This window comes from Hydrogenophaga palleronii NBRC 102513, from assembly GCF_001571225.1.
GTDB lineage: Bacteria > Pseudomonadota > Gammaproteobacteria > Burkholderiales > Burkholderiaceae_C > Hydrogenophaga > Hydrogenophaga palleronii.
In genome coordinates this window covers 1-24,812 of sequence record NZ_BCTJ01000033.1, presented here as the reverse complement: position 1 = coordinate 24,812, position 24,812 = coordinate 1, and the positions used below count along the sequence as shown (strand labels likewise).

Below are 24,812 nucleotides of genomic sequence, written 5' to 3'. Positions count from 1 at the left end.
CCGTCACCGGCGGTGGACCCGGGGCTCTACGTTCAGGTGTTCTCGAACGGCAGCTTCATGTCGCGCAGGTCCTTGCGCGTTTCCACCAGCACCAGCGGGCCTTCGTCCAGCACCACGCGCGGCAGCGGCTCGCGCGGCACGTGCACGGGCTTGGGCTCGGCGGCGATGGCGGCCTGGGCCTGGGCGACCTTCTCGGGGTTGGAGTTCACCCACTCCAGGCCGCTGGCTTGCGCCACCTGGTGCAGGTCGTCGATCGACAGCTGGAAGGCCTGCACCTTGGGCAGACCCACTGCAGCGGGCGCCGGTGCCACGGGCGCGGGAGCAGCCACTGGCGCAGGACGCGCTTCGGCGCGCGGGGCCGGAGCGGCCACTGGTGCTGCAGCAGCCACAGGGGCCTCTGCGGCGGGCGCCGCCACTGGTGCCGCAACCGGAGCCGGTGCGGCCACCGGAGCGGGTTCTTCCGCCAGGGCAGCGGTCATCGCCGCCGGCGTGACCAGGGCCACCGGGTTGTCGGTGGGCATGCTGAAGTAACTGCGCACCGGGGCTTCGTCGTGGGACGGGGCATCGGCCACCACTGGCGCATCGGCCACGGGCGTGCTGCGCTCGGGCGCTGCGTCGGGCTGGCTGGTTGCGTTGGCGTTATCTTCGCCTTCGGCCACGCCTTCGCGCGGTGCGCGTTCGCGGCGGTCGCGGCCGTAACGGTCGCGGCCACGGCGCTCGCGGTTGCCGCGTGGTGCACCGTTTTCGGCATCGCCTTCGCGCGGTGCTTCACCGGCTTCGTTCACGCCCTCGGTGTTGACAGGTGCGTCTGCTGCAGGGGCATCGGTGGCGTCGGCGCGCGGCGCGTCCTGGCCTTCGGCGCCACCCTGGCGGCGGCGGTTGTCGGCACCACCGCGTGGGCGGCGCTCGCGCGGTTCACGCGGCTCGCGGCGGGGCTGCTGGCCTTCGACCGCCTCGGGCGCGTCGCCGGTGGCTGCCGCGTTGTTCTCCAGCGGCAAGGCGTTGACGTTGCCTTCGGCGGCAGCAACGGCTGCATCGCGGCGACCACCGTCGCGGCGGCCGCGGCCTTCACCGCGTGGCTCGCCACTGCGGCCTTCGTTGTTGCGGCCTTCACCGCGCGCTTCGTTGCGACCCTCGCCACGGCCTTCACCGCGGTTGTCGGCACGGCCTTCGCCACGCGCTTCACCCCGACGGGCTTCGCCGCGGCTCTCGTTGTTGCGGCCTTCCACGCGGCCACCATCGGCACGGGCCTCGACCGCGCGGCCTTCGCCGTTGCGGCCACCGTTGCGGTTGCCGCCTTCGCGACCACCTTCACGGCCTTCACGCGAACCGTTGCGGCCTTCGGCGCCACCACGGCCACCGCGGCCGCGGCCACCGCCTTCACGGCGGCCTTCCTGGCGCTCCTCGCGGCCACCGCTCTTGGCGGCCGGTGCCGCGGCAGGCGCGGGTGCCACCGGCTTGGCCGGAGCGGGATCGGCGGCGAACAGGCTCTTGAGCCAGCCGAAGAAACCTTTTTCCGCCGGGACGGGGGCCGGAGCGGCTTGCACCGGCTTGGTCGCGGCGACCGGCTTGGCGGCAACGGGTGCCACCGGCGTTTCGGGCCGGGGTGCGGCGACCGGGGCCGGACCGTCGGGCAGCACGCCCTTGATTACCGGTTCCTGCTTGTTGGTGCGTTCCTGGCTGCGGCGCGTGAAGCTGGCCACGTCGTCTTCCTCGTCGGCCAGTTTGTAGCTCGCGTCGAGGTTGTCCAGGCGCGGGTCGTCGTGCTTGAGGCGCTCAAGCTTGTAGTTGGGCGTGTCGAGCGACTTGTTCGGCACCAGCAGCACGCTGACGCGCTGCTTGAGCTCGATCTTGGTGATTTCGGTGCGCTTCTCGTTGAGCAGGAAGCTGGCCACTTCGACCGGCACCTGCACCAGCACGGCGGCCGTGCTGTCCTTGAGCGACTCTTCCTGGATGATGCGCAGGATCTGTAGCGCCGAGCTTTCGGTGTCGCGGATGTGGCCCGAGCCACCGCAGCGCGGGCAGGGGATGGACGCACCTTCGTTGAGCGCGGGCTTGAGGCGCTGGCGGCTCATTTCGAGCAGGCCGAACTTGCTGATGGCGCCGAACTGCACACGGGCGCGGTCCTGGCGCAGTGCGTCGCGCAGGCGGTTTTCCACTTCGCGGCGGTTCTTCGACTCTTCCATGTCGATGAAGTCGATCACCACCAGGCCACCGAGGTCGCGCAGGCGGGCCTGGCGCGCCACTTCGTCGGCGGCTTCGAGGTTGGTGCGGGTGGCGGTTTCTTCGATGTCGCCGCCCTTGATGGCGCGTGCCGAGTTCACGTCCACCGCGACCAGTGCTTCGGTCTGGTCGATCACGATGGCGCCGCCCGAGGGCAGGTTGACCGTGCGGCTGTAGGCGGTTTCGATCTGGTGCTCGATCTGGAAGCGCGAGAACAGCGGTGCGTCGTCGCGGTAGCGCTTCACGCGGTGCCCGTGCTCGGGCATCACGTGGCTCATGAACTGGTGCGCCTGTTCAAAGATGTCGTCGGTGTCGATCAGGATCTCGCCGATGTCGCTGTTGAAGTAGTCGCGGATGGCGCGGATCACCAGGCTCGATTCCTGGTAGATCAGGTAGGCGCCCTTGCCACCCTTGGCGGCGCCGTCGATGGCGTTCCAGAGCTTGAGCAGGTAGTTCAGGTCCCACTGCAGCTCGGGCGCGTCGCGGCCGATGCCGGCGGTGCGCGCGATGATGCTCATGCCGTTGGGGTACTCGAGCTGGTCGAGGGCCTGCTTGAGTTCCTGGCGGTCTTCGCCTTCGATGCGACGGCTCACGCCGCCGCCGCGCGGGTTGTTGGGCATCAGCACCACGTAGCGGCCGGCCAGGCTCACGAAGGTGGTCAGGGCCGCGCCCTTGTTGCCGCGCTCTTCTTTTTCAACCTGGACCAGCAGTTCCTGGCCTTCCTTGATCACGTCGTTGATGCGGGCCTGGTTGACCGACACACCCGCCGCGAAGTACTGGCGCGAGATTTCCTTGAACGGCAGGAAGCCGTGGCGCTCTTCGCCGTAGTCGACGAAGCAGGCTTCCAGCGACGGTTCGACGCGGGTGACGACCGCCTTGTAGATGTTGCCCTTGCGCTGTTCGCGCCCTTCGATTTCGATTTCGTAGTCGAGCAGTTTCTGCCCGTCCACAATCGCCAGCCGGCGCTCTTCGGCCTGCGTGGCGTTGATCAGCATGCGTTTCATGATGCGTTCCTTCGTTCAAACACAAGGACGCGCAGGCCGTGGGGCCCGAGCGCCAACCTGCCGTGAACCAGCGGAAAGCGCGAACGAGGGGAGGAATTGCCGGAGAGCCGATGACCCGCGGTGCGGGGAAAGCGTTCAACACAGGCGGGCACCGGGGTGCCGCGTCGAACCGCCAGGTCAGGGCGTAGGCGCGTGGAGTTGGGTGAACAGGGAGGGCCGGACGGCTGTCGTCGACATGGGACCGGGAAGTCTCTCTGTGTTTTTCACTTTGTCCTCACCCAGCCTGCGTGTGGCAGGCTGGGCGATTGGGGTATTCCGTATTCGGGTTCGCGTTTCTTCAGCGGATTCGCCCGCGGCGTCAGCCTGCCTGGTGCCGTGCCTGGATTCGCGTTGAATGCCTCAGGAAGCGGCGCCAGACCCGGGTGCTGCGGGTGGCAACCAACACCCCGCCGGACGCCTTGCCTTGCAAGCTGCGGTCCCTGGCCTTGGGTGACTGCCTTAAACTCAAGGCAAATCAATCACTTACGGCACACGACGGGTGTGGCGCATTATAGTCAGCTCGCCGCCCGCCGTGGGGGCCTTAATTCGCATCCATGACCAGCACCCTGCCACCGGGGGAAGTCCGACACCTCACGGTGGACGAAGAGTCCGCGGGACAGCGTCTGGACAACTTCCTCATCCGCACGCTCAAGGGCGTGCCCAAATCACACATCTACCGCATCATCCGTTCGGGTGAGGTGCGCCGGAACAAGGGCCGGGTGGGCGTCGACGACCGTGTCGCCAGCGGCGACGTGGTGCGCATCCCGCCGATCCGCTTGTCCGAACGGGCGGAGGAGAAGGTGGCCAACCCGGCACCGCCGCGCGAATTCCCGCTGGTTTTCGAAGACGAGGCCTTTCTGGCAATCGACAAGCCGGCGGGGGTCGCGGTGCACGGTGGTAGCGGTGTCAGTTTCGGCGTCATCGAACAAATGCGGCAAGCGCGCCCGCAGGCCAAATGCCTCGAATTGGTGCATCGCCTCGACCGCGAAACCAGCGGCCTGCTGTTGATTGCCAAAAAGAAGAGCGCACTGAAAGCCTTGCAGGACCAATTCCGCGAGCGTGAAACCGGCAAAACCTATCTGGCGCTGGTCAAGGGCGCCTGGCCGGAACGCCAGAAAGTGCTCGACCAGCCGCTGCACAAATACCTGTTGCCGGATGGCGAACGGCGGGTGCGGGTGACGGGCAAGGACGACCCGGACGGCATGCGCTCGGTCACGCTGGTGAAGGTGGCGCAGCGTTTTGCGGCGCCAGCGGTGCTCGCTGGCGCGGCGCCAGACGGCTTCAGCCTGCTGGAGGTGACGATCAAGACCGGCCGCACCCACCAGATCCGGGTGCACCTGGCCAGCGCCGGTTGCCCGATTGCCGGCGACGACAAATACGGTGATTTCGAACTCAACCGGCAATTGGCGCGCGCCGGATTGAAGCGCATGTTCCTGCACGCATGGCGCCTGCGGGTGAAACATCCTGTCACCAATTTACCCCTCGAACTGCAGGCTGAATTGCCATTGGAGTTGAAGCCCTGGAGTGCCGCACATTAGAATCAGCTCCCTGCGTCGTTGGCAGAGAAACCGTTTTAACGGGTGATTCAGGCATTTCAAAAAGAGGATTATTCACATGGCAAGTTATTCCGAACTCATGGCACAGGCACAAAGCCTGATGGCACAGGCTGAGCAAGCGCGTAAGGACGAACTTTCGGCGGTCATTGCGGACATCAAATCCAAAATGAAACAATTCGGCATCACCGCAGCCGATTTGGGCGGCGCGGGTGCCGGCGTGGCCAAAAAGGCGGGCAAATCCAAATCCAGCGCCCCGGCCAAGTACCGTGGTCCGAATGGCGAACTGTGGGCCGGGGGCCCGGGTCGCAAGCCGGAGTGGGTGCGTGAAGTGCTGGCCTCGGGCAAGAGCCTGGACAGCTACCTGATCTAAATTCAAAGCCGGACGGCCCCCGGGTCGCTCCGTGCACAAAGCCCGCCCCCAGCGGGTTTTCTTTCGAAGGCCCGCCCAGTGCGGGCTTTCTCTTTGATACCCTCATCCGTATGTTCCGAATTCTTGTCGTCTGCATGGGCAACATCTGCCGTTCGCCTATGGCTTCCAGCGTGATGCAGGCCGGCATCAGCCGGCGCATGCTCGCCGAATCGATTGCTGTGGACTCGGCCGGCACCTACGCCGGACGCGCCACCGAAAAGGCCGATGCGCGCGCGATCGAGGTCGCGCGGGCGCACGGTTATCCCCAGATCGATCAGGAGCGCGCGCGCCGCGTGCGCGAGGAAGACTTCGAACAGTTCGACCTGATCCTCGCGATGGACGCGCGCAACCTGGCCGACCTGCGTGCCGCATGCCCGCCCGAACACCAGCACAAGCTGCACCTGTTCCTGGCCTACGCGGGCGTGGAGGGCGAGCAGGAAGTGCCCGACCCGTACTACAACAACATGCAGGTCTTCGAGGACGTGCTCGGCCTGTGCGAGCTCGGCAGCGACGGTGTGCTGGACCGCGTGGCCGCCAGCCTGAACTGAGGCCTCGGCTCAGACCGCGTGGTAATCGCGGTACCAGCGCACGAAGCGGTGGATGCCGTCCTGCAGCGGGGTCGATGGTGCAAAACCGACCCAGCGCTGCAAGGCCTCGGTGCTGGCATAGGTGGCGGGCACGTCGCCATCCTGCATCGGCAGGAATTCCTTGATCGCCTCGCGGCCCAGTGCCTGCTCGATGCAGCCGATGAACTCCATCAGCGCCACCGGGTCCTGGTTGCCGATGTTGAAGACGCGGCAGGGCGCGCCCCCCGCCTTTTCGGCCGTGGCGGGTTTGTCGAGCACGCGCAGCAGGCCTTCGACGATGTCGTCGATGTAGGTGAAGTCGCGCTTCATGTGGCCGTGGTTGAAGACCTGGATCGGCCGACCTTCCAGCACCGCCCGGGTGAAGCTGAAGTAGGCCATGTCGGGCCGGCCCCAGGGGCCGTACACCGTGAAGAAGCGCAGGCCGGTGGTGGGCAGCCGGTAGAGATGGCTGTAGGTGTGCGCCATCAGCTCGTTGGCTTTTTTGGTTGCCGCGTACAGGCTCACCGGGTGGTCCACCGGATCGCTTTCCTCGAACGGCATCTTGGTGTTGCCGCCGTACACGCTGGAGCTGGACGCGTAGACCAGATGGCCGAGCCCTTGCGCGCGGCAGCCTTCCAGGATGTGGCCGAAGCCGGTGAGGTTGCTGTCGAGGTAGGCCTCGGGGTGGGTGATGGAGTACCGCACACCGGCCTGCGCCGCCAGGTGCACCACGGCGTCAAAACGCTGGCGTGCAAACAGCGCTGCCATGGCCGCGCGGTCCGCCACGTCGAGTGGCTCGAATGAAAACCCGGCCTGCGCCAGCAGCGGCGCCAGCCGCGCCTGTTTCAGCGCGACGGCGTAGTAGCTGTTGAGGTTGTCGATGCCGAGCACCGTGTCACCCCGCGCCAGCAGGCGCTGGGCGGTGTGCGCACCGATGAAGCCGGCCGCGCCGGTGAGGAGGATGTGCATGGCGGTAGGGTAACCGCCGGCTGTGTCAGCCCTTGTCCCAGAGCAGCTTCTTGCCCGAGGCTTCCCAGGCTTCGTAGTGGCGCGCGTACAGCTCTTCGATGCGGTTGCGCTTGACCTTGAAGGTGGGCGTGATGATGTCGTTGTCGACCGTCCAGGCGGTGGTCACGACCACGATGCACTGCATCTGCTCGTGCGGGTCCAGTGTGGCGTTGACGCTCTTGAGGTGGGCGATCAGCGACACCTCGAGCGCCGTGCGCGCGGCGCTGTCGGTCTTGATGCGCGCGGCCGCATCGGCGCTGAGCATCACGATGCCGATCGGCTGGCCGAGGTTGGCGCCGGTCACCACGCAGGCTTCCACGGCCTCGTGCATCACCAGTTTGTCTTCGATCGGCGCCGGCGCCACGTATTTGCCCTTGCCGGTCTTGAACAAATCCTTGACGCGGCCGGTGATGCGCAGCAGGCCTTCCTTGTCGATCGCGCCCTTGTCGCCGGTGCGCAGCCAGCCGTCTTCGGTGAAGGCCTCGCGGCTTTTCTCGGGCTCCTTGTAGTAGCCCTGCATCAGCGCCTGGCTGAGCATCTGCACCTCGCCGGTGTCCGGGTCCAGCCGGTGCTGCACGCCCGCGTAGGTGGGGCCGACGGTGCCGAACTGGTTCTTGCCGGGTTCGGTGATGTGCGAGAGCGCGAGGTTCTCGGTCATGCCGTAGCCTTCGTTGATGTGCAGGCCCAGCTTCGCGTACCACTCCAGCAGCGCCGGCGGCATGGGCGCAGCCCCGCCGGCGGCGAACTTGCACTGGTCCAGCCCCAGCGCTTTCATGACCTTGCGGCGCACCAGGCCACCAATGAAGGGAATGCCCAGAAGGCGGTGGAGCTTGGCCGGCGGCAGCTTCTGGTGAATGCCTTGCTGGAACTTGACCCAGAGGCGCGGCACCGAGAAGAAGATGGTGGGCCGTGCGCGTTGCAGGTCGGCCGCGAAGGTGTCGAGCGACTCGGCAAAGTACACGTGCATGGCGGTGCGCAGCCAGCCGTGTTCGACCAGCATGCGCTCGACCACGTGGGCCAGCGGAAGGTAGGACAGCATGCGGTCGTCGCCCGACAGCGGGATGCGTTTGACACCGGAATCGATGGCCCAGGCGAAGTTGCCGAAGCTGTGCATCACGCCCTTGGGCAGGCCGGTGGTGCCGGAGGTGTAGATCAGTGTGGCGAGCTCGTCGGCGCCGCGCACGGGTTCACCCTGCAGGGGTTCGTGGCGACCGCAGATGGCTTCCCAGCCTTCGCAGGACTGGATCACGTCCAGCGGCGACAGGGCGTAGGCGAGGCAGGGCATGTCGGCCGGCACGCCGGGCTTCATGCCTTCCCAGCCGTCGAGCTTGCCGATGAAGCAGGCCTTGGCCTCGCTGTGCGTGAGGATCTGGCGCACCGTCTCGGGCGCCAGCGTGGGATACAGCGGCACCGACACGTGGCCGGCCATCCAGATGGCGAGGTCGCTCATCATCCACCAGGCGCAGTTCTTCGACAGGATGGCGACCTTGGAGCCGGGCTCCCAGCCTTGTGATTGCAGGTAGGTGGCCATGCGCCGCACCTGGTCGCCGATCTGGGCCCAGGTGAAGTCCTGCACGGCACCGGAGCCCATGGGCTGCGTGAGGGCCACGCGGTCGGGCGAGGTTTTTTCCCAGTGGTACAGGCGTTGAAGGGCCAGCAGTTCGGGCGCGACTTGAGGCATGGGTTGTGTCTCCGTGTTGTAGGTGAAGCCGGAATCTATCAAGGGCTTGTGGCTCGGTGTAGAGAGGATTCTCAGGGTGGGAGCCGGATGGCTGGCGTTTGGTTCAGTCTGTGAAGGCCACGGCCAGGCTGGACAGCGGTGGGCTGAAGTGCGCCGACCAGCGTTCGCCCGGCAGCACCGGCCAGGCATCGGTCCAGGTGCCGGTGGTCACCACGTCGCCCGGCCGCAAGTCGGGGGCACCCGGGCAGGCGCGCAGGGTCTCGACGAAATGCTTCAATGCGTGCAGCGGGCCGTCGAGCACATTGCTGCCCTGGCCTTGTTCAACGGCGCGACCGTTCTTGCTCAGCGTCACCTGTGCGTCGGCCAGCAGGGTGTTGAGTGCGTGTGCGTCGCTGGCCAGTTCCTGGATCGGGGTGTGCCGGCCGACCAGCAGGTGGGCGTGCAGCGAACCGTCGGCCACCGGGTCGGGCGGCAGAAACTTCCAGTCGGGCAGGTGCGATTGCACGATCTCGAAACCCGGCGCGATCCAGTCGATGGCGTCGAACAGCTGTTCCAGCGAGGCCACGGCCGGCGGTGTGGCCTTGAGGCCGAAGACGGTCTCGGGTTCGATGCGCGGCTGGCAGGTGCGGGCCAGCGAGACCTGGCCTTCTTCATGGCCTTGGCCATCGCTCTGCGTGAGCGTGGTGTTCCAGACCGTGCCCCAGATCGGCGCGAAGACGTTGTAGCGCGGCCAGATGCCGCGGTTGGTGAAGCCGACCTTGAAGCCGCGCGCCTGTTCGCCGCGCGCGATGCGCAAGGCGCGCACGGCCAGTTGTTTTGCGTAGGCGGCATCGAGGGTGAAGCCGGGGTCCGCGCTGAGCGGGGCGGGCCAGAGCCGGCCCTGATCGAGGTGGTCGAGCAGGTTCTGCGGAGTCATGCTGCCATCATAGTCAACGGGCTCTCAACGGGCTCGAGCATCAGGCCGGGGATTGGACGCGCCCGAACAGCCGGTGCACCTGGGCGCGGATCCACTGGTGGGCCGGGTCCTGCGCGGTGCTGGCGTGCCACACCAGCCGCACCTCGTAACGCGGCGCCGCCACGCGCGGCAGTTCCCACACGCGCATGTCGAGCCGCTGGCAGATGTTGCTGGCGTACATCTGCGGCACGATGGTCAGCAGGTCGGTGTTCTGCGCCAGCTCGGGCAGGGCGCCGAAGTGGCGCGCGCGCAGCACGATGCGGTCGGAGAGTTTCATGCGCAGCAGCATCTGCTCCACGCTGCCGTGGAAGGTGGCGGTGGGCGAGGCCACCACCAGAGACGATTCGGAGAGCTGGCGCGCACTCAGCGTGCGCCCGGCCTTGCCGCTGGCCGGGCGCCAGCGCGACGAGGTCATGGCCACGTAGTGCTCACGGAACAGCAGGTCGGTGCGCACGCCGCGGTGGTTGGGCTGCAGGATGCCGATGGCAAAGTCGATATCGCGCGACTCCAGCGCGGCCGGCACGTCTTCGGCCGCCACCGACACATTGGTCAGGCGCGCCTGCGGCGCATGCTGGCGCAGCGCGGCCGCCAGCGGCGGCAGAAACATCATCTCGCCCAGGTCCGAGAGCGACAGGCGCCAGCGCATGTCGCTGCGCGCGGCGTCGAAGTCGTCGCGCACCGACACCGTGGCTTCGAGCAGCTGCAACTGCGCCTGCACCTCGGGCGCCAGGCGCTCGCACAGCCGCGTGGGCTGCAGGCCGCCGGGCGAGCGCACGAACAGGTCGTCCTTGAAGTAGTCGCGCAGCCGCGCCAGCGCGTTGCTGGTGGCCGGCTGCGAGAGCGACAGCGCCTTGCCGGCGGCGGTCACCGAACCGGTGCGGTGGATCGCGGCGAGCACGCGCAGCAGGTTGAGATCGAGTTGCCGGAAGTTCATGGCGGGGCCTTGCAACGGTCTAAGGGTTGCTACTGATTATCCATCTCGTGAATGCAGCACATCTGATCTATCCATTTGCAAGATGGGCATGCGCGGCCTAAATTGCCGGGCATAACGACAGGAGACCCACGATTGGAACGTTCCTTCCACACCGAAATTGAAGCGCTCAAACTGGGCCGGGGCGAGACCTTCCACGGCGAAGGCATCCTCGCCGTCACCAAGGCGCTGCTGCAGTCCGGCGTGACCTACGTCGGTGGTTACCAGGGTTCGCCGATCTCGCACCTGCTGGACGTGATGGTGCAGGCCAAGCCCTACATGGACGAGCTCGGCGTGCACGTCGAGGCCTGCACCAACGAGAGTTCGGCCGCCGCCATGCTGGCCGCGTCCATCATGTACCCGGTGCGTGGGGCGGTGACCTGGAAGTCGGTGGTGGGCACCAACGTGGCGTCCGACGCCTTGTCCAACCTGGCGTCGCCCGGTGTGATGGGCGGTGCGCTGATCGTGGTCGGTGAAGACTACGGCGAAGGCGCCAGCGTGATCCAGGAACGCACGCACGCGTTCGCGATGAAGTCCGCGCTGTGGCTGCTCGACCCGCGGCCCAACCTGCCGACCATCGTGCGTTTGACCGAGAAGGCCTTCGAACTCTCCGAAGCCTCCAACACGCCGGTGATGATGGAGCTGCGCATCCGCGCCTGCCACGTGCAGGGCAGCTTCGAGGCCAGCGACAACATCGCGCCCGCCATCTCCAGCCGCGCGCTGCAGCAGCAGGCGGCCGGCTTCGACTACGGCCGGCTCTCGCACCCGCCCTCGACCTTCATCCACGAGAAACACAAGTACGAGGTGCGCATGCCGGCGGCGCGCCAGTTCATCGAAGAGCAGGGGCTGAACGAACACTTCGAGGGCCAGCACGCCGAGGTCGGCCTGATCGTGCAGGGCGGCCTGTACAACACCACGCTGCGCGCATTGCAGCAGGCCGGCCTGGCCAACGGCACCGGCGAGAGCGCGATTCCGATGCTGGTGCTCAACGTGGTCTATCCGCTGGTGCCCTCGCAGATCGCGGCCTTCTGCGCCGGCAAGCGCGCGGTGCTGGTGATCGAAGAAGGCCAGCCCGAGTTCATCGAGCAGGACATCGCCACCCAGCTGCGCCGCGCCGACCTGCAGACCCGCCTGCACGGCAAGGACCTGCTGCCCATGGGCGGCGAGTACACCGCCGAGATCCTGCTCAAGGGCCTGACCGCGTTCGTCGGCCAGCACCTGCCGGCGCTGGACATCTCGGCCGCCGAGCGGTTCAGCACCGAACTGGCCGAGGTGCGCGAGCGCGCGTTGTCGGTGCTGGGCGGCGGCGTGCCCGCGCGCCCGCCCAACTTCTGCACCGGCTGCCCGGAGCGCCCGGTGTTTGCCGCGCTCAAGCTGGTGGAGCGCGAGGTCGGCAAGCTGCACATCTCGACCGACATCGGCTGCCACTCGTTCGCCACCTTCGAGCCGTTCTCTTTCGGCAACTCCATCCTCGGTTATGGCATGAGCATGGCGTCGAGTGCGGCGGTGAAGAACTTCTCGGCCAAACGCCCGATTGCGATCATGGGCGACGGTGGCTTCTGGCACAACGGCCTGCTCTCGGGCGTGAGCTCGACCCTGCTCAACCAGGGCGACGGCGTGCTGGTGATCATGAAGAACGGCTACACCTCGGCCACCGGCACGCAGGAGACCATGTCCACGCCGGCTTCCGAAGCCAAGCGCGTGGCCGAAGGCTCCAGCGCCACCGCCGACGAGATGACGATCGAGAACACGCTGCAGGGCATGGGCGTGAAGTGGGTCAAGACAGTGCACAACTACCGCGTGTCCAAGGTGCGCGACCTGTTGAAGGAAGCCGTCAACTCGCCGTTCCAGGGTTTGAAGGTGGTGATCGCAGAAGGCGAGTGCCAGCTGGAGCGCCAGCGCCGCCTGAAGCCGATCCGAGCGCGCCGCCTGAAGGAAGGCCTGCGCAGTGTGCGCACGCGTTACGGCGTGGACGAAGACACCTGCACCGGCGACCACTCCTGCATCCGCCTCTCCGGTTGCCCGACGCTGACCGTCAAGCCGACGAACGACCCGCTGCGGCGCGAGCCGGTGGCGCACGTCACCAACGGCTGCGTGGGCTGCGGCCTGTGTGGCGAGGTGGCCGATGCCGCCGTGTTGTGCCCCTCGTTCCACAAGATCGAGATCGTCACCCACCCGAGCTGGTGGGACCGGCTCACCGACCGCTTCAACCGTTTCTTCATCGGCCTGCTGCAACCCGCATGAGGCCCGCCCCATGACGCTTCTCAAAGACAACTCCTACGGCATCCTGATCGCTGCACTCGGCGGCGAAGGTGGCGGTGTGCTGGCCGACTGGCTGGTGCAGTGCGCGCGCCGCCACGGCCTGCCGGTGCAGGCCACCTCGGTGCCCGGCGTGGCGCAGCGCACCGGTGCCACCAGTTATTACATCGAGCTGATGCGCGAGCCGTTGAGTGACAAGGCCACACCGGTGTTCGGCCTGACGCCGGTGGCCGGCCGTGTGGACGTGCTGGTGGCCAGCGAACTGCTGGAGGCCGCGCGCATGATCGAGCGCGGCTTCGTCACCGGCCGCACCACCTTGTTGTCCTCCACGCACCGGGTCTACACCACGGTGGAGAAGATGCACATGGCCGATGGCCGGCAGGACCCGCAGCGCATGATCGACGCCGCGCGCGCCCTGGCACGCCAGACCGTGCTGTTCGACATGGAAGCCGTGAGCACCCAGGCCGGCACCGTGATCTCGGCCGTGATGTTCGGTGCGCTCGCCGGCGCCGGTGTGCTGCCCTGGCCGCGCAGTGTCTGCGAGGACGTGATCCGCGAATCCGGCAAGGGCGTGCAGGCCAGCCTGGCAGGGTTTGCCGCCGCCTTCGACGCCGCCGCGCATCCACCGATACCGCCTGCGGCGGTGTCGCTTGACGCACTGCAGGTGCTGAAAGACGCCCAGCTGCCGTCCTCCCTGCACGGCGCCTGGCTGGTGCGGCTGCAGCCCTGGCCGGTGGCGATCCAGCTGCTGGCCGTGCACGGCGCGCTGCGTTGCCGCGACTACCAGAACGACGCTTATGCGGAGGCCTTCCTGGCCCATGTGAAAAGCCTGGTGGCCGCGTCCACACCCGCCTCCGTCGAAGCGCTGGAAGAAGCGGTGCGCCACCTCGCGCTGTGGATGTGTTTCGAGGACGTGATCCGCGTCGCCGACCTGAAGACGCGGCGCAGCCGTTATGCGCGCGTGGCCAGCGAAGCACAGGCCAAGCCTGGTGACATCGTGCGCGTGACGGAACACTTCAAGCCCGGCATTGACGAAGTGGCGGCGGTGCTGCCGCGTGCGCTCGGTGAGCGCCTGGTGGCGCTGGCCACGCGGCGCGGCTGGATGGAGAAGGCTCATGTCGGCCTGCACATCCGCTCCACCAGCCTGTGGGGTTACCTGATGCTGCGCAGCCTGGCCTGGCTGCGCCCGCTGCGTCCGCGTTCGCTGCGTTATGCACAGGAGCATGAAACCCTGGCCGTGTGGTTGAACGCCATGCAGCAGGTGTTGCCGCGCTCGGCCGCGTTTGCGCTCGCCCTCGCGGGCCTGCCGCAGGTGCTCAAGGGTTATGGCGACACGCAGGTGCGCGGTCGGCAGAACTACGCGCGGCTGTGGAGCACGCTGGTGGCGCCGGTGCTGGCGGGCGAGCGCCCGGCCGACGCCGGCAGTGTGGCCTTGCGCGATGCGCTCAAGTCCACGCTGGCCGATCCCGAGGGCAAACTCAACGACGTGCACCGCGCCAGCGCACCCAAAGCGCAACCGATTTTCTGGGCCGCGAAAGCGCCACATCGGGAAAACACGATCACCCCCCGCGCATGAATGCCTCACCATGCGGAGTTCCTTGAAAACGTCAACACATAACCAGGAGACAAAGATGAAAAATTCCATCCAATTCCCGTTGCGCGCCATCGCCGTGGCATCGCTGCTGTTGGGCGCATTGGGCGCACAGGCGCAGGACAAGGCGGTTGAAATGAAGTTCGCGCACTGGCTGCCCGCCTCGCACCCGCTGGCCAAGCTCGGCTTCGAGCCGTGGGCGAAGTCGGTGGAAGCGGCGTCCAAGGGCTCCATCAAGGTCGCGCTGTTCCCGGCGCAGCAGCTCGGCAAGGCCGCCGACCACTACGACATGGCCCGCGACGGCATCGCCGAGATGACCTGGGTCAACCCCGGTTACCAGGCCGGCCGTTTCCCGATGATCGCCGCCGGTGAACTGCCCTTCCTGCTGGCCAAGCCCGGCCCCGGCTCGGCCGCGCTCGACCACTGGTACCGTCCCTACGCCGCGACCGAAATGAAGGACGTGAAGTTCTGCTTCGCGCACGTGCACATCGGCACCTTCCACGCCAAGAAGCCGATCACCGAACCCGGTCAGCTGAAGGGCATGAAGATCCGCTCGGCCAACGGCACCGTGGCGCAGACCATGACGCTGCTGGGCGCCACCAACGTGCAGGTGTCGGCGCCGGAAGCGCGCGACGCGCTCGACAAGGGTGTGGCCGATGCCATCACCTTCCCGTGGAATTCCATCGTGTCTTTCGGCATCGACAAGGCCGTCAAGTTCCACAGCGACATGCGCTTCTACGCCTCCGACTTCGTGTGGGTGATGAACAAGCCCTGGTACGACAAGCTGGCCGCCGGCCAGAAGAAGGTGATCGACGACCACTGCAACAACGATTGGGCCGCCAAGGTCGGTGCCGCCTGGGGCGACGAGGAAGACTCGGGCCAGGGCAAGCTGGAGAAAGCCGCCGGCCACACCATCGTGCCGATCTCGCCGGCGCAGCTCGACGCCTGGAAGAAGGCCGTGGAGCCGGTGTACACGCAATGGGTGAAGGCCGCTGACGCCGCCGGCAACAAGGGCCAGGCCGCGCTGGACGACCTGCGCAAGGAACTCGCGGCGCGCAAGGGCGGCAATTGATGAAACGCCTGCTCTCGGCCATCGAAACGGTGGCCGCGCTCTTCCTGCTGCTGATCGCGCTGGTGACGGCAGGCAACGTGCTGCTGCGGTACCTGTTCAGCGTGCAGATCCCGGACTGGTTCGATGGCACGCAGATGCTGCAGGGCATCGCCATGTTCTGGGGTATCGCGCTGGCCACCTACTACGGTACGCACATCGGTGTCGACATCGTGTGGGAGTACCTGGGTCTCAAGGGCAAGCGCCGCATGGACCTGCTGGCCACCGGCCTGACCGCCGCCTTCCTGTTGCCGCTGGCCTGGATGGTGTGGGTCAAGGTCGGCGGCACCGGCAGCCAGGGCACCATGGACCTGCGGCTGCCGCTGCAGTGGTTCTACAGCGTTGCTGCCGTCGGCGCGAGCATGGCCGCGCTGCTGGCGCTGGTGCGCCTGCTGCACCTGTGGCAAGGCCGTGCGGCCAGCCCCGAGGTGCTGGAAGACGAGCTTCCGGGGGCCGCACATGGATCGTGATCTCGCGGCCCTGCTGGGCTTTGTGGCCATGTTCGGCCTGATGGCCGTGCGCGTGCCGATTGGCGTCGCCATGGGCATCGCCGGCGTCGGTGGCTTCGCGCTGCTCTCGGGCAGCACGCCGGCGCTGAACCTGCTGGCCAACGTGCCGCTGTCGGTGCTGACCGACTACAACCTGAGCGTGATCCCGATGTTCATCCTGATGGGGGCGTTTGCCTCGCACTCGGGCATGAGCGCCGAGCTGTTCGTGGCCGGGCGTGCCTGGCTGGGGCATCGGCGGGGTGGGCTGGCGCTGGCGTCCATTGCGGCCTGTGGTGGCTTCTCGGCCATCAACGGTTCGTCGGTCGCCACCGCCGCCACCATGACGCAGGTGGCCTTGCCCGAGATGCGGCGCGCCGGTTACCACCCGGGCTTTGCGGCCGGGCTGATCGCCGCCGGTGGCACGCTGGGCATCATGATCCCGCCCTCGGTGATCCTGGTGCTGTACGGCATCATGACCGAGACCGACATCACCAAGCTGTTCGCGGCCGGCATCATCCCCGGCCTGATGGCCATCGGCTTCTACAGCATCGTGGTGGCCATCGTCGCGCGCCTGCGGCCCGACGCCATGCCACGCGGCGAACGCCACGGCTGGGGTGAGCGGTTTGCGTCGCTCAAGCCCTTGTGGGCGGTGGTGGTGCTGTTCGTGTTCGTGCTCGGCGGCATCTACGGCGGCCTGTTCACGGTGCAGGAAGCGGCCGGCGTCGGTGCCATCGGCACGCTGGCCATCGGCATGCTGCGTGGCCGTCTGCGCTGGAAGCAGATCAAGGCCGCGTCCATCGGTGCGCTGCGCGTGTCCTCGGCCATCATGCTGATCGTGGTCGGCGCCTACCTGTTCGGCTACTTCCTCACCATCACCCAGTTCACCCAGAACGCGGTCGAGGTGCTGGTGCACCTGCCGGTCGGTCCGTACGGCGTGCTGGCGCTGATCATGGTGGGTTACCTGATCCTCGGTGCGGTGATGGACGAGCTGGCGATGATCCTGCTGACCGTGCCCATCGTGTTCCCCGCGATGATGCAGCTGGGCTTCGACCCGGTGTGGTTCGGCGTGATCGTGGTGATGGCGGTGACCTTCGGCATGATCTGCCCGCCGGTGGGCATGAACGTGTTCGTGATCAACTCGATTGCACGCGACGTTCCGCTGGGCGCGATCTACAAGGGCACCATGCCCTTCATCGCGGTGGACGTGGTGCGCCTGTTCATCCTGTGCGCCTTCCCGGCGCTGTCCTTGTGGTTACCGGGCTTCGTCGAATAGCCCGATGCACGCGGCAGGGCGCCTGCGGCGCTATGCTGCGTGCATGACCACCACCCACACAAGCTCCACCCTCGAACTGCGGGAAATGGTGAGCGGCGACGATGCCGCCGCCACCCCCGTTGCCTCCATCATCGTGCTGCACGGCCTGGGCGCCGACGGCAACGACTTCGTGCCCATCGCGCGCGAACTGAACCTGGGCGCCCTCGGCCCGGTGCGCTTCGTGTTCCCGAGTGCACCGGTGCGCCCGGTCACCATCAACGGCGGCTACACCATGCGCGCCTGGTACGACATCTTTCCCCCCAGCAACAACCCCGCCGTGCCGCGCCGCGAAGACGACGCCGGCCTGCGCGCCTCGCAGGCGCTGGTGCAGGCGCTGATCGACCGTGAGGTGGCGCGCGGCGTGCCGGCCGAACGCATCGTGCTGATGGGCTTCTCGCAAGGCTGCGCCATGACGCTCATGGCCGGCCTGCGTGCGCCGCAGCGCCTGGCGGGGCTGGTGGGCCTGTCGGGTTATCTGCCGGTGGCCGGCAGCACCGCCGCCGAACGCAGCGACGCCAACCGCGACGTGCCGATCTTCCTCGCGCACGGCGAGCACGACCCCGTGGTCACCATCGACCGCGCGCACGCTTCGCACGAGGCGCTGCGGGCCCTGGGCCATGGCGTCGAGTGGCACAGCTACCCGATGGAGCACTCGGTCTGCGGCGAAGAGGTCGACGACCTCAACGCCTGGCTGCTGAAGGTGCTTGGCACGCAGGCGGGCTGAGGCTGCCGCAGGGCCGGGCATGGTTCATTTGAACCATTCCCTTGCGCGGTGCGGTCGGTGATCATCGGGTGATCCACATGCCTTTCCCCGATACCCATGCGTTTGATCCGTTCGTTGCGTGCCCTGTGCATCAGTTTCAGCATGTGCCTGCTCGGCGCGGCGGCCGCACAGGGCCTGCCACCTGCCATGGAGGCCGACCGGCTCCTGCAAATCGCCGCGACCGAGATGGACAAGCAAGACGGCGCCGACTGGAAGACCGTCGCGACCGCCCTGCGCGATGCCGAAGCCACCGGTGCGCGCATGCCGGTCAACTTTGCGTACCACTACGGGCGCGCCCTGCATGCGGTGCGCCAGCACGCAGCCGCCCAGCAACAGCTGGAGCGCTACCTGCGCGAGCAGGGCACCAAAGCCCGCTATTACAGCGAAGCCTTGCAGCAGTACTCCAGCGTGCAGGTGGCGTTGGCCGCAGAGCGTGCGGCGCTGGAGCAGCAGGCCGAAATCGAGCGTTCGTGGACCTGGTTCCAGTCAAGGTGGCGGGGACTGGGCCAACACGACTGTGACCAGGCGCGAGGCCGTGTGAGCGCGATCTCGCGCCGGGCGCGAGCGATCAACTGCGATTGCGACGTTGAAGTGATCACCGACCATCCGAATTACCGTGGCATGTACAGAACCACCTGCGAAGTGCGCTGGCAAGGCAACCGTTTGCTGGACAAGCATCTGCCCACGTCACAGGTGGACCGCGACTACGTCGCGTGGTCCTGGCAGCGGGAAAGTGGCGAGTCGATGAGGACCGGACCCGAATGAAAAGAATCCTGCTGACATGCCTGGGCAGCATCGCCGCCTGCGCTGCTTTCGCCGCGGCGCCGGGCGGCGAGGGCACCATCTTCCCGCCCGAGGGCCGGGCCGTGCCCACCTGCTTCAACACCGACTCGAAAACCGTGCCGGAAATCTGCGGCCAGGTGCAGGTGCGCTGGAAGCTGTCGGCGCTGATGGGGGAACCCGTCGCCAACTTCGGCCTGGTCTGGTCCTTGAACTCGGTGCGGGTGCGCAGCAGCACCGGTGTGGGTGTGTACGCGGTGGACCGCCTGCCCCAAGCCGTGGCGTTGGCCGCGCGGCGCAGCCAGCTGATGGTGATCGGCCTCGGCACCTTCCTGGGCCCGCAGGGCGCCACGCTGGCGGTGGAGGTGGACACCGGCGCGCCCTCACGGCCCGACGGCAAGGTGTCGTTCAACGTGCCGGGCAGCCCGAACTGGGACCGCTTCATCATCAACGGCAGCAGCCAGAGCGGCGCGGCACCGGCCGCCTGGTGTGAAGAGAAGGGGCGCAGCCACCTCGAACCGGCCCGAGCCAAGGACGAAATGCGCCAGGGCGTGCGGCTCAGCGGGCTGTTGATCTGCCCGCGCACCACCGTCAGCGTGGACGCCCTCGAACGCGCGCTGGAGCAGCATTGCAAGACCACACCGCAAGCGAACTGGTGCGAGGAGAAACCCAAAACCACCACCAATGCCGAAACCAGGTTCGACGCCAAGCCCGACGCCAAGCCCGACGCCAGGCCCGGGCTGCTGCACGGCGACGCGCTGGACCGCGCGGCCGACAAGCCTCAGGTGCAGCGCGTGCACGCGCGGCTGGTGGAGGCTTTCCGGCGCGACGCGCAGGCCGCCTGTGGCCAGGAGCTGGCGCTGGTGAACGCCTGCCTCGTCAAAGCCTGCCCGGTGGTTGCGGGCCCCGCCGAAGAGCAGTGCCGCGCCGTGCCCGGCAAACCATCGCGCCGCCTCGGCCCGGTGCTCACCAGCAGCGACAGCGGCCCATGCAATGCGCGCTGCGAGCAGGAGCGGGCCGCGGCTCGCGAGGCTTCCCGGCGCCGGCAAGCGCAGGAAGAACGCGAGCTGGACGAAGCCCGCGCGGCCTGGGACACCCGCTGGGGCGACACCGCGCGCGAATGCAGTGCGCAACAGCGTGCCCGCAGCGCGCGCAACCAGTGCCTGCGCGCGAGCGAGAGCGCGTGCAACCCGGCCGGGCTGACGGTCGAGCGTTGCGTCGAGCGCCGCATGGCCCAGGCGCCCGACATGGCCGCGGCCCAGTCGGTGCTGGAGAAAGACATCCGCAACCGCCAGCGCAGCGATCAACCGGCCTCGCGTTTCCTCGACTGAGCTGAGGTTGCCGGTTCAGCGCGAAGCCGGCGGAGCGCCGGCTGCGTCGCGCAGCCAGTAGCCGGGGCGGGCGTACACCTTCTTCAGGTGCTCGATGAAGAAGCGCACCTTGGCCGGCAGGTGGCGCTGCTGCGGGTAGACCGCGAGGATGTCGTAGGCGGGCAGGGCGAACTCGTCGAGCACGGTCACCAGATCCCCGCGCTGCAGCTGCGCCTGAATTTCCCAGGTGGAGCGCCAGCCCAGGCCCAGGCCCTCGCTCACCCAGCGGTGCAGCAACTCGCCGTCGTTGCAGTCCAGGTTGCCTTCCACACGCACCGTCACCGTCTTGCCACCTTGCTGGAAATACCAGCCGCGTTGCTGCCCTCCCTGCAGGTTGAAGGCCAGGCAGTTGTGCTGCTTCAGGTCGTCCAGGCTGCGCGGCTTGCCGTGTTTGCGGAAGTAGGCCGGCGTGCCGCAGACCACGCGCTGGTTGGTGGCGAGCTGGATGGCGACGAAGTTCGGGTCGATTGCGCCGCCGATGCGCAGGCCCATGTCGTAGCCCTCGCGCACCAGGTCCACCACGCGGTCGGTGAGGTTGAAGGAGAGCTTGACCTCGGGGTTGGCCTTGAGGAAGGCGCTGGCGTGTGGTGCCACGTGCAACCGCCCGAAGGCCGCCGGCGCCGAGACCACCAGGTGGCCGCTGGCGCGGTGCTTCTGCGCCGACACCGTGGCCTCGGCGGCCGACCATTGCGCCAGCAGCGTGCGGCACTCGTCGAGAAAACCCGCGCCCTGTTCGGTGAGCGCCAGGCGCCGCGTGGAGCGGTGGATGAGTTTCGTGCCCAGCCGGCGCTCCAGCGCGTCGAGGCGCCGGCCCATCATCACCGGCGTGATGCCCGCGTGCAGCGCGGCCGCGGCCAGGCTGCCGTGCTCCATCGCCATCACGAAGGCCTCGATTTCCTTGAAGCGGTCCATGGGCGGCATGTTACGCCGGCCCGCAGCCACTGCATACCCAAAGTATCGAATTGGCGTACCGCCATTGGCATTCACAAGAGGAGGGGCGCTGCCTAGCATTCCAACCAGTCCATCAACCCAGGTAAGGAATCGCACCATGGCTCGAATGACTGCGGCGGAGGCCGCCATCTGTGTGCTGGAGAAGGAAGGCATCTCGCAGGCCTTCGGTGTGCCGGGCGCGGCCATCAACCCGTTCTATGCCGCGATGCGCCAGCGCGGCAGCATCGGCCATATCCTGGCGCGCCACGTGGAAGCCGCGTCGCACATGGCCGAGGGCTACACGCGCGCCCGCGCCGGCAACATCGGCCTGTGCATCGGCACCAGCGGGCCGGCCGGCACCGACATGATCACGGGCCTGTACTCGGCGCAGGCCGACAGCATTCCCATCCTCTGCGTCACCGGCCAGGCGCCACGCGCGCGGCTCTTCAAGGAAGACTTCCAGGCGGTGGACATCGAGAGCATCGCCAAGCCGGTGACCAAGTGGGCGGTGACGGTGCGCGAACCCGCGCTGGTGCCGCGCGTGTTCCAGCAGGCCTTCCACCTCATGCGCTCGGGCCGCCCCGGGCCGGTGCTGATCGACCTGCCGTTCGACGTGCAGATGGCACAGATCGAGTTCGACCCCGACACCTACGAACCGCTGCCGGTCTACAAGCCCGCCGCGAGCCGCAAGCAGATCGAGAAGGCGCTGGACATGCTGGCCGCGTCCACCAAGCCGCTCATCGTGGCCGGCGGCGGCATCATCAACGCCGACGCGGCCGATCTGCTGGTGGCGTTCGCCGAACTCACTGGTGTGCCGGTGATACCCACGCTCATGGGCTGGGGCACCATTCCCGACGACCACCCGCTCATGGCCGGCATGGTGGGCCTGCAGACCAGCCATCGTTATGGCAATGCCACGATGCTCGCGAGCGACTTCGTGCTCGGCATCGGCAACCGCTGGGCGAACCGCCACACCGGCTCGGTCGAGGTCTACACCAAGGGCCGCCAGTTCGTGCATGTGGACATCGAGCCGACGCAGATCGGGCGCGTGTTCGAGCCCGACTACGGCATCGTCTCCGACGCGAAGGCCGCGCTGGAGTTGTTCGTGCAGGTGGCGCGCGAACGCAAGGCCGCCGGCCAGTGGCCGAGCTACGCCAACTGGGCCGGCCGCTGCGCCGAGCGCAAGCGCCTCATGCTGCGGCAGACACACTTCGAGCAGATTCCGATGAAGCCGCACCGCGTCTACGAAGAGATGAACCAGGTGTTCGGCCGCGACACGGTCTACGTGAGCACCATCGGCCTGTCGCAGATCGCGGGCGCGCAGTTCCTGCACGTGTACGGCCCGCGCCAGTGGATCAACTGCGGCCAGGCCGGCCCGCTGGGCTGGACCATGCCGGCCGCGCTCGGCGTCGTGGCATCGGACCCGACGAAGAGCGTGGTGGCGCTCTCGGGCGATTACGACTTCCAGTTCCTCATCGAAGAACTTGCCGTGGGCGCGCAGTTCCGCCTGCCTTATGTACACGTGCTGGTGAACAACGCCTACCTCGGCCTGATCCGCCAGAGCCAGCGCGGTTTCAACATGGACCACTGCGTGCAACTCGCCTTCGAGAACCAGAACCTGGACGAAAGCGCGGGTGAGCGGCGCGGCTATGGCGTGGACCACGTGGCGGTGGTCGAGGGCCTGGGCTGCAAGGCCTTGCGCGTGAGCGACCCCGAGAAGTTGCAAGGCGCCCTGCGCGAGGCGCAGCAACTCGCCGCGCTGCACCGTGTGCCGGTGGTGGTGGAATGCATACTCGAACGCGTCACCAACATCGCCATGGGCACCGAGATCGACAAGATCAACGAATTCGAGGCCATCGATTGCCGCGCGCCACAAGGGCTGGAGACCGTGGGTCTCCTCGATTAGGCGGGAGACACCCCCGCTGCGCTGCGCGCGACTCCCTCAAGGGGGTAACACCTGCGGCCCGGCGAAGCCGGTTCCGCGGTGTTCCTCGACGGGGCCATTTCGTTGGCTGCGGGACATGCTCCCGCGTGACGTGTGATTGAAAGGAAAAAGATGCCCAAGTTCGCCGCCAACCTCTCCATGCTCTGGAACGAGCTGCCGTTCCTGGACCGCTTCGAAGCCGCCGCGCGCGCCGGCTTCAGCGCCGTGGAGTTCCTGTTTCCCTACGACGTTCCCGCCGGGCAGATCGCGCAGCGCCTGCAGGCGCACCGGCTGCAACTGGTGCTGCACAACATGCCACCCGGTGACTGGGCCGGTGGCGAGCGCGGCACGGCCTGCCTGCCCGGCCGCGAGGACGAGTTCCGCGCCGGTGTGGAGCAGGCCTTGCAATACGCCGCGGCATTGGGCGCGCCCCAACTGCACTGCATGGCCGGCATCCCGACGGCCGGTGTGAGTGAGGCACAAGCCCGCGCCACGCTGGTGGGCAATCTGCGCTTCGCCGCCGGTGCCGCGCAACGGCAGGGCGTGCGCCTGCTGCTCGAACCGATCAACCATTTCGACATGCCCGGCTTCTTCGTCAACCGGCCGCGCCAGGCGATTGCGCTCATGGACGAAGTGGGGTCCGACAACCTGTTCCTTCAATACGACATCTACCACGCGCAGCGCATGGAAGGCGAACTGGCCAACACCATCAAGGCCCTGCTGCCGCGCATGGCCCACATGCAGCTGGCCGACACACCCGGCCGCCACGAACCTGGCACCGGCGAGATCCACTACCGTTACCTGTTCGACGCCATCGACGCGCTGGGCTACACCGGCCACATCGGCTGCGAATACAAACCGCACGATGCCAGCCCGGGTGGCACCGACCGCGGCCTGGCCTGGGTCGCGGCGCACGGCCAGTCACTGGCGTTGCAGGGGGAGCCGGCATGACGCAGGACGCACTCAAGGTGGGCTTCATCGGCTTGGGCACCATGGGCACCCCCATGGCCCTGAACCTGCGCAAGGCCGGCCACAAGCTGTTCGTGGCCAGCCGCAGCAAGATCCCGGCGGTGTTTGCCGAGGAGGGCGCGACGGTCTGCACCAACGCCCGCGAGGTGGCCAAACGCGCCGACATCGTGATCACCATGGTGCCCGACACGCCCCACGTGGAAGACGTGCTGTTCGGCGACACCGGCGTGGCCAGGGGCCTCAGCCCGGGCAAGCTGGTGATCGACATGAGTTCCATCAGCCCGATGGCGACCAAGGCCTTCGCGCAGAAGATCAACGCGCTGGGCTGCGATTACCTCGACGCACCGGTGAGCGGCGGCGAGGTGGGCGCCAAGGCCGCCAGCCTGACGATCATGGTCGGCGGGCCGCAGGCCGCGTTCGACCGCGCGCAGCCGGTGTTCGCCGCCCTGGGCAAGAACATCACGCTGGTCGGCGGCAACGGCGACGGACAGACCACCAAGGTGGCGAACCAGATCATCGTGGCGCTCAACATCGAAGCCGTGGCCGAAGCCCTGCTGTTTGCCAGCAAGGCCGGCGCCGACCCGGCCAAGGTGCGCCAGGCGCTGATGGGCGGCTTCGCGGCCAGCCGCATTCTGGAAGTGCACGGTGAACGCATGGTCCAGCGCACCTTCAACCCGGGTTTCCGCATCGAGCTGCACCAGAAAGATCTGAACCTGGCGCTGCAAGGCGCGCGTGAGCTGGGCATGAGCCTGCCGCACACGGCCAGCGCGGCCCAGCTGATGCAGGCTTGTGCGGCGCATGGTGATGCGGGGTTGGACCATTCGGCGTTGTGCCGCAGTCTGGAACGTATGGCGGGGCATGAGATTGCGCCTGCACCATCTTGAGGTGGCTTGCTCTCTCTCCCTCT

At 67.5% G+C, this 24,812-nt stretch carries 20 protein-coding genes; 14 read left to right on the top strand and 6 right to left on the bottom strand.

What is annotated here, in order from left to right; translation table 11 throughout:
• Nucleotides 1–32: 32 nt before the first annotated feature.
• Nucleotides 33–3,227 (bottom strand): Rne/Rng family ribonuclease, encoded by a 3,195-nt coding sequence (locus HPA01S_RS18230; protein WP_066272204.1) that lies wholly within the window; start codon nucleotides 3,225–3,227, stop codon nucleotides 33–35.
• Between the two features lie 593 nt (nucleotides 3,228–3,820).
• On the opposite strand from HPA01S_RS18230, the gene HPA01S_RS18225 reads away from it, so the two are divergent.
• From HPA01S_RS18225 to HPA01S_RS18215, 3 genes are all read left to right on the top strand, one after another.
• A complete protein-coding gene (locus HPA01S_RS18225; RefSeq protein ID WP_066272203.1) occupies nucleotides 3,821–4,804 on the top strand; it encodes an RluA family pseudouridine synthase in 984 nt (327 codons plus the stop codon).
• Between the two features lie 76 nt (nucleotides 4,805–4,880).
• Nucleotides 4,881–5,192 (top strand): H-NS histone family protein, encoded by a 312-nt coding sequence (locus HPA01S_RS18220; RefSeq protein WP_066272202.1) that lies wholly within the window; start codon nucleotides 4,881–4,883, stop codon nucleotides 5,190–5,192.
• A gap of 110 nt (nucleotides 5,193–5,302) precedes the next feature.
• Nucleotides 5,303–5,779: a low molecular weight protein-tyrosine-phosphatase gene (locus HPA01S_RS18215; RefSeq protein WP_066272201.1), complete on the top strand. Its 477-nt coding sequence runs from the start codon at nucleotides 5,303–5,305 to the stop codon at nucleotides 5,777–5,779.
• A 9-nt stretch (nucleotides 5,780–5,788) separates the two neighbouring features.
• On the opposite strand, the gene HPA01S_RS18210 is transcribed toward HPA01S_RS18215, so the two are convergent.
• The 4 genes from HPA01S_RS18210 to HPA01S_RS18195 all read right to left on the bottom strand — a co-directional run bounded on the left by HPA01S_RS18210 (nucleotide 5,789) and on the right by HPA01S_RS18195 (nucleotide 10,375).
• On the bottom strand, nucleotides 5,789–6,766 hold the full coding sequence (locus HPA01S_RS18210; RefSeq protein ID WP_066272200.1) for an NAD-dependent epimerase: 978 nt from the start codon (nucleotides 6,764–6,766) through the stop codon (nucleotides 5,789–5,791).
• A gap of 25 nt (nucleotides 6,767–6,791) precedes the next feature.
• Complete coding sequence (locus HPA01S_RS18205) at nucleotides 6,792–8,486, bottom strand: AMP-binding protein (protein ID WP_066272199.1); 1,695 nt, start codon at nucleotides 8,484–8,486, stop codon at nucleotides 6,792–6,794.
• A 103-nt stretch (nucleotides 8,487–8,589) separates the two neighbouring features.
• Nucleotides 8,590–9,402, bottom strand: a complete 813-nt coding sequence (locus tag HPA01S_RS18200) for a 2-keto-4-pentenoate hydratase (RefSeq protein ID WP_066272198.1) — start codon at nucleotides 9,400–9,402, stop codon at nucleotides 8,590–8,592.
• Nucleotides 9,403–9,442: 40 nt separating this feature from the next.
• Nucleotides 9,443–10,375 (bottom strand): LysR family transcriptional regulator, encoded by a 933-nt coding sequence (locus HPA01S_RS18195; RefSeq protein ID WP_066272197.1) that lies wholly within the window; start codon nucleotides 10,373–10,375, stop codon nucleotides 9,443–9,445.
• A gap of 132 nt (nucleotides 10,376–10,507) precedes the next feature.
• Between HPA01S_RS18195 and HPA01S_RS18190 the strand changes: the two genes are divergently transcribed.
• The 8 genes from HPA01S_RS18190 to HPA01S_RS18155 all read left to right on the top strand — a co-directional run bounded on the left by HPA01S_RS18190 (nucleotide 10,508) and on the right by HPA01S_RS18155 (nucleotide 20,043).
• Nucleotides 10,508–12,655 carry a thiamine pyrophosphate-dependent enzyme gene (locus tag HPA01S_RS18190; RefSeq protein ID WP_066272196.1) on the top strand — a complete coding sequence of 716 codons (2,148 nt, stop codon included), beginning with the start codon at nucleotides 10,508–10,510 and terminating at the stop codon, nucleotides 12,653–12,655.
• Between the two features lie 10 nt (nucleotides 12,656–12,665).
• Nucleotides 12,666–14,246 (top strand): indolepyruvate oxidoreductase subunit beta family protein, encoded by a 1,581-nt coding sequence (locus HPA01S_RS18185; RefSeq protein WP_066272195.1) that lies wholly within the window; start codon nucleotides 12,666–12,668, stop codon nucleotides 14,244–14,246.
• A gap of 55 nt (nucleotides 14,247–14,301) precedes the next feature.
• Complete coding sequence (locus HPA01S_RS18180) at nucleotides 14,302–15,333, top strand: TRAP transporter substrate-binding protein (protein ID WP_066272194.1); 1,032 nt, start codon at nucleotides 14,302–14,304, stop codon at nucleotides 15,331–15,333.
• Nucleotides 15,333–15,839 (top strand): TRAP transporter small permease, encoded by a 507-nt coding sequence (locus HPA01S_RS18175; RefSeq protein WP_066272193.1) that lies wholly within the window; start codon nucleotides 15,333–15,335, stop codon nucleotides 15,837–15,839. The genes HPA01S_RS18180 and HPA01S_RS18175 overlap by 1 nt, the downstream gene beginning before the upstream one ends.
• On the top strand, nucleotides 15,829–17,130 hold the full coding sequence (locus HPA01S_RS18170; protein ID WP_066272192.1) for a TRAP transporter large permease: 1,302 nt from the start codon (nucleotides 15,829–15,831) through the stop codon (nucleotides 17,128–17,130). The genes HPA01S_RS18175 and HPA01S_RS18170 overlap by 11 nt, the downstream gene beginning before the upstream one ends.
• A gap of 43 nt (nucleotides 17,131–17,173) precedes the next feature.
• Nucleotides 17,174–17,893: an alpha/beta hydrolase gene (locus HPA01S_RS18165; RefSeq protein WP_066272191.1), complete on the top strand. Its 720-nt coding sequence runs from the start codon at nucleotides 17,174–17,176 to the stop codon at nucleotides 17,891–17,893.
• Between the two features lie 96 nt (nucleotides 17,894–17,989).
• Nucleotides 17,990–18,697, top strand: coding sequence for a hypothetical protein (locus HPA01S_RS18160; protein ID WP_066272190.1), 708 nt, complete (start codon nucleotides 17,990–17,992; stop codon nucleotides 18,695–18,697).
• Complete coding sequence (locus HPA01S_RS18155) at nucleotides 18,694–20,043, top strand: hypothetical protein (RefSeq protein WP_066272189.1); 1,350 nt, start codon at nucleotides 18,694–18,696, stop codon at nucleotides 20,041–20,043. The genes HPA01S_RS18160 and HPA01S_RS18155 overlap by 4 nt, the downstream gene beginning before the upstream one ends.
• 15 nt (nucleotides 20,044–20,058) lie before the next feature.
• Here the strand turns inward: HPA01S_RS18155 and HPA01S_RS18150 are convergent, their stop codons facing one another.
• Nucleotides 20,059–20,994: a LysR family transcriptional regulator gene (locus HPA01S_RS18150; protein ID WP_066272188.1), complete on the bottom strand. Its 936-nt coding sequence runs from the start codon at nucleotides 20,992–20,994 to the stop codon at nucleotides 20,059–20,061.
• Nucleotides 20,995–21,130: 136 nt separating this feature from the next.
• Here HPA01S_RS18150 and gcl point away from each other — a divergent pair, with 136 nt between their 5' ends.
• The 3 genes from gcl to HPA01S_RS18135 all read left to right on the top strand — a co-directional run bounded on the left by gcl (nucleotide 21,131) and on the right by HPA01S_RS18135 (nucleotide 24,789).
• Complete coding sequence (gene gcl, locus HPA01S_RS18145) at nucleotides 21,131–22,918, top strand: glyoxylate carboligase (protein ID WP_066272187.1); 1,788 nt, start codon at nucleotides 21,131–21,133, stop codon at nucleotides 22,916–22,918.
• A gap of 150 nt (nucleotides 22,919–23,068) precedes the next feature.
• Complete coding sequence (gene hyi / locus HPA01S_RS18140) at nucleotides 23,069–23,887, top strand: hydroxypyruvate isomerase (RefSeq protein ID WP_066272186.1); 819 nt, start codon at nucleotides 23,069–23,071, stop codon at nucleotides 23,885–23,887.
• Entirely contained in the window at nucleotides 23,884–24,789 is a 906-nt protein-coding gene (locus tag HPA01S_RS18135) for a 2-hydroxy-3-oxopropionate reductase (protein WP_066272185.1), read from the top strand. The genes hyi and HPA01S_RS18135 overlap by 4 nt, the downstream gene beginning before the upstream one ends.
• Nucleotides 24,790–24,812: the final 23 nt, after the last annotated feature.